The organism is Sinomonas sp. G460-2, assembly GCF_047759905.1.
GTDB lineage: Bacteria > Actinomycetota > Actinomycetes > Actinomycetales > Micrococcaceae > Sinomonas.
Genome location: NZ_JBKZWT010000173.1, coordinates 1 through 7,628, shown reverse-complemented (window position 1 = coordinate 7,628; position 7,628 = coordinate 1). Strand labels below are relative to the sequence as shown.

General features: G+C 69.2%; 8 protein-coding genes. 6 read left to right on the top strand and 2 right to left on the bottom strand.

All coding sequences use genetic code 11. From position 1 onward, the window contains the following. On the bottom strand, positions 1-700 hold a 700-nt coding region (locus tag ACLN58_RS14730), incomplete at its 3' end, for an ABC transporter ATP-binding protein (protein ID WP_415856012.1). Positions 701-827: 127 nt separating this feature from the next. Here ACLN58_RS14730 and ACLN58_RS14725 point away from each other — a divergent pair. From ACLN58_RS14725 to ACLN58_RS14705, 5 genes are all read left to right on the top strand, one after another. Next, positions 828-1,592 (top strand): helix-turn-helix transcriptional regulator, encoded by a 765-nt coding sequence (locus tag ACLN58_RS14725; protein ID WP_415856011.1) that lies wholly within the window; start codon positions 828-830, stop codon positions 1,590-1,592. After that, positions 1,592-3,061, top strand: coding sequence for a Fe-S cluster assembly protein SufB (sufB, locus tag ACLN58_RS14720; protein ID WP_415856010.1), 1,470 nt, complete (start codon positions 1,592-1,594; stop codon positions 3,059-3,061). The genes ACLN58_RS14725 and sufB overlap by 1 nt, the downstream gene beginning before the upstream one ends. Next, positions 3,061-4,341, top strand: a complete 1,281-nt coding sequence (gene sufD, locus ACLN58_RS14715) for a Fe-S cluster assembly protein SufD (protein WP_415856009.1) — start codon at positions 3,061-3,063, stop codon at positions 4,339-4,341. Before sufB ends, sufD begins: the two co-directional genes overlap by 1 nt. A 76-nt stretch (positions 4,342-4,417) precedes the next feature. Beyond that, positions 4,418-5,191 (top strand): Fe-S cluster assembly ATPase SufC, encoded by a 774-nt coding sequence (gene sufC / locus ACLN58_RS14710; protein ID WP_415856008.1) that lies wholly within the window; start codon positions 4,418-4,420, stop codon positions 5,189-5,191. A 16-nt stretch (positions 5,192-5,207) separates the two neighbouring features. Further along, a complete protein-coding gene (locus tag ACLN58_RS14705; protein ID WP_136611560.1) occupies positions 5,208-5,555 on the top strand; it encodes a metal-sulfur cluster assembly factor in 348 nt (115 codons plus the stop codon). 132 nt (positions 5,556-5,687) lie between these two features. Here the strand turns inward: ACLN58_RS14705 and ACLN58_RS14700 are convergent, their stop codons facing one another. Then, on the bottom strand, positions 5,688-6,062 hold the full coding sequence (locus ACLN58_RS14700; protein ID WP_415856007.1) for a hypothetical protein: 375 nt from the start codon (positions 6,060-6,062) through the stop codon (positions 5,688-5,690). A 197-nt stretch (positions 6,063-6,259) separates the two neighbouring features. Here ACLN58_RS14700 and ACLN58_RS14695 point away from each other — a divergent pair. Next, the coding region (locus ACLN58_RS14695; protein WP_415856006.1) for a class I adenylate-forming enzyme family protein at positions 6,260-7,628 on the top strand (1,369 nt) is incomplete at its 3' end.

Here is a 7,628-nt window from a genome sequence, read left to right as displayed (position 1 = left end):
TTGCCGTGCCCAGGAGCTCGGCCACCGTGCCTTCCGCAACGATGCGCCCGCGGTCCAAGATCGCGACCCAATCGGCGAGCCGCTCGGCGTCGTCCAGAAGATGGGTCGTGAGAATAATGCCGAGGCCCTGGCCGCGGAGCTCGGTGATGAGGTCGAACACCACCTGGCGGGACTGCGGGTCGAGGCCCGCGCTCGGCTCGTCGAGGAAGACGACGTCCGGGCGCCCCACGAGCGCGGCGGCGAGGGCCACGCGCTGCTTCTGCCCGCCGGAGAGCCGGCGGATCGTGGTCCCCGAGAACTCGTGCAGGCCCAGGCGCTCTGCGAGCTCGCCGACCGGGAGGGGATTGCGGTACATGCCGGCGACGTGGTGGAGCAGCGGAAGGGGCCTCGACGACGGCGGGAGCCCGCCGTCCTGGAGCATGACGCCCACCCGGGCCCGGAGGTCCGCACTCGCGTTCTGCGGATCCTCGCCGAGGAGGCGGATCGTGCCGCCGGTGCGGCGACGAAGGCCCTGTGCGCACTCGAGAGTCGTCGTCTTGCCCGCGCCGTTGACGCCAAGGAGGACCGTCACCTGACCGGCGTGGGCAGAGAGGTCGACGCCGGCGAGCACCCGCTTCATCCGGCCCCCCTCAGCGGCGATCGGCCCGACGTCGTGGATCAATCCCTCGATCTCTAGGCAGGGGGTACCGGTTCTGAGCACCCATTCATTCTACGCAAGGTAGTAGTGCGCTCGTCGCTATCCCGCCGGGACGTTATGTGACGCATCAGTCAGCCAACTAAGCCCCGCCTTACTGGAGGTGCTGGGCATATTAGGCAATGATTGTTTTGTGTATTCCGTGGCCAACCAACAGTCGCGCGGGCGCGCCGTGCCTGTCGACGCCGAGGATCGCACGCGTGATCGCGTCCTCAGCGCCGTCCTCGAGCATGGCCCGGTGAGCGCGGCCGAGCTCGGCGAAATGCTGAGCGTCACGCCGGCCGCCGTGCGCCGCCACCTCGACGCCCTCACCCGCAGTGGCGTCGTCGAGGTCAAGCGCATCGCTACCTCGGGCACCGGGGCCGGCCGTCCGGCCCGCCGGTACGTCCTGACCTCTCGCGGTCAGTCCACCATCGGCGACGACTATCTCGACATCGCCCGCACGGCCTTGCACCGCCTCGCCGAGGTGGCGGGGCCGGGCGCCGTCGAGGACTTCGCCGAGGAGCGCTTCGCCGCCATGGAACATCGCTACCAACCTATCGTCGACGCGGCGGGCGACGACGTCGCGGCTCGCTCGCGCGCGCTGGCCGAGGCACTCACGAACGACGGTTTCGTCGCCTCGTCCGCCGATGTCACGAGCCGGGTCCCGCTGCCGGCCCACCTCGCGAGCGTCCAGCTGTGCCAGGGGCACTGCCCGGTGCAGCAGCTCGCCGCCGAGTTCCCCGTATTCTGCGACACCGAGACGGCCGTCTTCTCGCGCCTCCTCGGCGTCGACGTGCGCCGCCTGTCGACCTTGGCAAGCGGCGGCCACGTGTGCACGACTCACATTCCCACCGGCCGCGGCGTCCACCGGACGGCCGCCCCGGAGTCCGCAACCCACCACCAAGAGAGGCCGTGATGACGGATCAATTGGCCGAGAAGCATGCCGTGGACGTCGAGTCCACGGTCATCTCGGAGATTCTGGAGAAGAACCCCGAGCTCCACGGAATCGGCACGTACGAGTACGGCTGGGCCGACTCGGACACCGCCGGCGCCAACGCTCGCCGTGGCCTCAACGAGGACGTGGTCCGCGACATTTCCCAGAAGAAGGCCGAGCCTGAGTGGATGCTCGACCTGCGCCTCAAGGGCCTCAAGTACTTCGACCGCAAGCCCATGCCGCTCTGGGGCGCCGACCTCTCCGGCATCGACTTCGACAACATCAAGTACTTCGTGCGCTCCACGGAGAAGCAGGCGGCGTCGTGGGAGGACCTCCCCGATGACATCCGCAACACGTACGAGAAGCTGGGCATCCCGGAGGCCGAGCGCAGCCGCCTCGTGGCCGGCGTCGCGGCCCAGTACGAGTCCGAGGTCGTGTACCACCAGATCCGCGAGGATCTCGAGAAGCAGGGCGTGATCTTCCTCGACACCGACACGGCGCTCAAGGAGCACCCGGAGTTCTTCCAGGAATACTTCGGCACCGTGATCCCGGTGGGCGACAACAAGTTCGCGTCGCTCAACACGGCTGTGTGGTCTGGCGGCTCGTTCGTCTACGTCCCGAAGGGCGTGCACGTCGAGATCCCGCTCCAGGCCTACTTCCGCATCAACACGGAGAACATGGGCCAGTTCGAGCGGACGCTCATCATCGCCGACGAGGATTCCTACGTGCACTACATCGAGGGCTGCACGGCCCCGATCTACACGTCGGACTCGCTGCACTCGGCGGTCGTCGAGATCATCGTCAAGAAGGGCGCCCGCGTCCGCTACACGACGATCCAGAACTGGTCGACCAACGTCTACAACCTCGTCACGAAGCGCGCCATCTGCCACGAGGGCGCCACGATGGAGTGGATCGACGGCAACATCGGCTCCAAGGTCACCATGAAGTACCCGGCGGTGTACCTCGTCGGCGAGCACGCGAAGGGCGAGACGCTCTCGATCGCGTTCGCGGGCGAGGGCCAGCATCAGGACACGGGCTCGAAGATGGTGCACATCGCGCCCAACACGAAGTCCTCGATCGTGTCCAAGTCCGTGGCCCGCGGCGGCGGCCGCGCGGCCTACCGCGGACTCGTCCAGGTTCGCGAGGGCGCGAAGCACTCCGCGAACACGGTTCGCTGCGACGCACTCCTCGTCGACACGATGTCCCGTTCGGACACCTACCCCTACATCGACATCCGTGAGGACGATGTGGTGCTCGGCCACGAGGCCACCGTCTCGCGCGTGAGCGAGGAGCAGCTCTTCTACCTCATGTCCCGCGGCCTCCCCGAGGACGAGGCCATGGCCATGATCGTGCGCGGCTTCATCGAGCCGATCGCGCGCGAACTGCCCATGGAGTACGCCCTCGAGCTGAACCGCCTCATTGAACTGCAGATGGAAGGGTCCGTCGGTTGATGACTGGAACAACTGAAGAGGCTACGAAGGAGACAGCCCGCATCGGCGCGCCGTCGATCGCCGGCTTCACCGAGGAAGGCGAGAGCCTTTCGCCGACGCCCGTCGTCACGGGCCCGCTCGGCGGGGCCGCGGCCAAGAGCCACTCCCACGGCGGGGGCTACGGGATCCCGGACAGCTCGCGCGCCGGCCGCCTGACGTCCTACCAGCTCGCCGACTTCCCAGAGCTCAAGGGCACAGAGGAGGAGTGGCGCTTCACGCCGCTGCGTCGCCTCGGCGGGCTTCACAAGGACGCGCTCGACGGCGCCGCCCCCGCGGTCGCGGTCGAGGCGCCCGCGTCGGTCCGCGTTGAGACGGTTGGCCGCGACGACTCCCGCGTCGGGTCGGCGGGCATTCCCGAGGACCGTGTCTCCGCGAACGCATGGGCGCATTTCGCCGATGCGACCGTCGTGACCATCCCGGCCGGGGCCGAGCTCGAGGATCGCGTCCTCGTGACCCTCACCGGCGCGGGCCTCGCGGCGTCCGCCCAGCATGTGGTGATCGTGGCCGAGGAAAACGCGCGCGCCGTCGTCGTCCTCAACCACGAGGGCCAGGCGATCGTGTCGGAGAACGTCGAGATCGTGGTCGGCGACCGCGCCGACCTGACGATCGTGACGCTCCAGGAGTGGAGCGACGATTCGATCCACGTCTCGTCGCAGCAGGTCAAGGTGGGCCGCGAGGCGAAGATCAAGCACGTCGCCGTGAGCCTCGGCGGCTCGCTCGTGCGCCTCACCCCGACGGTCCGCTTCGCCCAGCCCGGCGGCGAGGCGCAGGTGTTCGGCCTGTACTTCGCGGACGCGGGGCAGCACCTCGAGCACCGAACGTTCGTGGACCATGCCCAGCCCAACTGCATCTCCAACGTCCTCTACAAGGGCGCGCTGCAGGGGAAGGACGCCCACACGGTGTGGGTCGGTGACGTGCTCATCCAGAAGCAGGCGGAGGGCACGGACAGCTACGAGAAGAACCAGAACCTGGTCCTCACGGATGGCTGCCGCGCGGACTCCGTGCCGAACCTCGAGATCGAGACGGGCCTCATCGCGGGCGCCGGCCACGCGAGCGCGACTGGCCGCTTCGACGACGAGCACCTGTTCTACCTCATGGCCCGCGGCATTCCTGAAGACGTGGCCCGCCGCCTCGTGGTGCGCGGCTTCCTGAACGAGATCATCCAGAAGATCGGCGTTCCCTCCCTCGAAGAGCACCTCGTCGAGGCGGTCGAGCGCGAGCTCGAAGCCGGAGAAAACTGACCCCCAAGGATTGGTCCCGGCGGCGCCGGTACCCTCAGCACTGAACCCGGCGGCGCCGGGCACAAGGAGAACACACATGTCGACTCTGGAGATCAAGGACCTGCACGTCTCGATCGAGACCGAGCAGGGCGTCAAGGAGATCCTCAAAGGCGTGACGCTCACCGTCAAGACGGGCGAGACGCACGCGATCATGGGCCCGAACGGCTCGGGCAAGTCCACGCTCGCCTCGACGATCGCGGGCCACCCGCGTTACACCGTCACCTCGGGCTCCATCACGCTTGACGGTGAGGACGTCCTCGCGATGAGCGTGGACGAGCGCGCGCGGGCGGGCCTGTTCCTCGCGATGCAGTACCCCGTCGAGGTCCCGGGCGTGACCATGACCAACTTCCTGCGCACCGCGAAGACCGCGATCGACGGCAAGGCGCCCGCGATCCGCACGTGGACCAAGGACGTCAAGGAGGCGATGGCCCAGCTGCGCATCGACGCCGACTTCGCCCAGCGCAACGTCAACGAGGGCTTCTCCGGGGGCGAGAAGAAGCGCGTCGAGATCCTCCAGCTCGAGCTCTTCAAGCCCAAGTTCGCCGTGCTCGACGAGACCGATTCGGGTCTCGACGTCGACGCCCTGAAGGTGGTCTCCGAGGGCGTCAACCGCGCCCACGCGGACGGCAACATGGGCACGCTGCTCATCACCCACTACACGCGGATCCTGCGCTACATCAAGCCGGAGTTCGTCCACGTCTTCGTGGACGGCAAGATCGCCGAGCAGGGCGGCCCGGAGCTCGCCGACCGCCTCGAGGAAGAGGGCTACGACCGATTCCTCGCCGGCGCCGGCTCCGCGGTGCAGGCCTGAACCCCAAGGAGAGACTGTGACTGATTCCCAGCCTGCGGCCGGGCTCGAGCCGGCCCCGACCGCGATCGAGGACGTCGAGGAGCGGCTCAAGGACGTGATCGACCCGGAGCTCGGCGTGAACGTCGTGGATCTGGGACTGGTCTACGGGCTCGAGTACGGCGAGGACGGCACGCTGCTCATCAGCATGACGCTCACCACCGCCGCGTGCCCGCTCACGGACATCCTCGAGGAGCAGGTCGGCACGGCCCTCGACGGCGTCGTGGACGAGTGGCGCCTCAACTGGGTGTGGATGCCGCCATGGGGTCCCGAGCGGATCACCGAGGACGGCCGCGACCAGATGCGCGCCCTCGGCTTCAACATCTGAGGACTGGCCCCTCGCCGAGTGCCTGGCGCCCAGCGAACGACGGCGGCCGGTGACCTTCCCCGCGGAAGTCACCGGCCGCCGTCGTTCGCGTATGCGGGGCCGGACGGAGGGGACAATGCCCCGCCGAGAGGGTCAGCGGGAGCGTTCCGTAGCCCCCGCCCGGAGCTGTTGGAGGTGTTCCAACAGGGCCCGTTCCGGGTGGCCCCGGTGCCTGAGCATGAGGTGCAGGAGATTCTTCTTGGTCGCCTTGCAGAGCCACGGGCCGTTCAACGCTTCCACGAGGATTCCCAGGGCCTGGTTGGCGACGAGCCCGTCAAGGTCGTCCGCCCCTGGCTGGTCGGGTGTGAGCCGCTTTTTCAGGCGTCGGTATGACCAGATGCAGCCGAGGGTGAGCGCGACGCCGGCGACGGCGACCGCGATCACCGCCCACCAGAGCACGAGCCCACCCAAGAAGACAAGGGCTCCCGGGAAGCCCTCAAGTGGTGACCCAGCGGCGCTGCTGCCCATCGTTCCTCCCCGAACGTCGAGTGTCCCCGAGGTTCCAGCTTGCCTGTGGCGGTTCAGGTCCCGCCACACCTAGCTGTACTCGACTTTCCTCGGCCTCAGTGGGGGACCGGCGCACCCGAGTACACCGACAGCGACAAGTACCGTCATCGTGGCCCCCGCGCGGCCGCCGGCGCGGGTCCGCCGCATAAACTCGGAAGATGCCCTTCCTGAACCGGCTCTCGGCGTGGGCCGCGGAGAAGCCCCACGAGCCCGCCGTCGTCTGCGGGACGGCGCACGCCTCGTGGGCCGAGCTGGCCGCCGAGGCCGGACGGCTCGTGGCCTCCGGTGCGGACGTTCGCGTACTGCAGGAGCCAAACGGCGTGGACTTCGCGGTCCGCTGGGCGGCCGGGGTCGCGGGGGAGCGGGAATGCGCCGTGCTCGACCCGCTGTGGCCGGCCGAGTTGTCGTCGGAGGTCCGGGGGCTCCTCGGGCGCCGCTGGGCCGGCGGGTCGGCCGGGCCGGTCGGGCTGACCGACGGCGACCCGGCCTCGAGTTTCCTCGTGGGCCTCACGTCCGGCACCACGTCAATGCCGAAGGCCTTCTCGCGAACGCGCGCATCGTGGCGGCGCTCGTTCGAGGCGTCCGTCGCGCTCTTCGGCCTCTCGAGCGCGGATCGCGTCCTTGCGCCGGGACCGCTCTCGGCGAGCCTCAACCTGTACACGCTCTCGGAGTGCCTGTACGCGGGTGCCTCGTTCCACACACTCGCGCATTTCGACGTCGCGGACGCTCACGCCGAGATCCGCCAGCGGGGCATCACGCGCCTAGTGCTCGTGCCGACGATGCTGCGCGTCCTCGCGGAGCGGGGGCTCGCCGGGGACGTCGACGCGAGCGGGATCACGGCGATCGTGTGTTCGGGGCAGAAGCTCGATCGGCGCACTCTCGAGGCCGCGCGGCGCTGGGCGCCGCATGCGGTCGTGTGGGAGTACTACGGAGCCTCGGAACTCAGCTTCGTCGCCGCGACCGCGCACCGCCCCGGCGCGGAATCCGCCGCGGTGGGGACCGCCGTCGGGCGCCCGTTCCCCGGCGTGGACGTCGCGATCCTGGACGACGGCGGCTCGCCTCTCCCCGACGGCCAGACCGGCAACATCAGCGTGCGCAGCACCCTGGTCAGCGAGGGCTACGTGTGGGGCGACGACGGCCAGGCGTTCACCCGGCTCGGAGAGTGGTGCACCGTGCGGGACCAGGGCTTCGTCGAGGACGGGCAGCTCCACGTCCTCGGACGCACGCAGGACATGATCAATACGGGCGGGCAAAACGTGTACCCCCACGAGGTCGAGGCGGCGCTCGCGATGCTTCCCGGGGTCGCGGAGGTCGTCGTCGCTGGGGTTCCCGACGACATCCGGGGCCAGCGCGTCGTCGCTGGCGTGGTGCCATCGCACGCGGGGCTGTGCCAGCTCCAACTCCGCGCGGGCCTCGAGGGGCGGCTCGCGCCGGCTAAGCGGCCACTCCAATACGTTGAGCTGGCCGAGCTGCCGGTCACCGAGCGGGGCAAGCTGAGCCGCGCCGAGTTCCAGCGCTGGGTGCTCG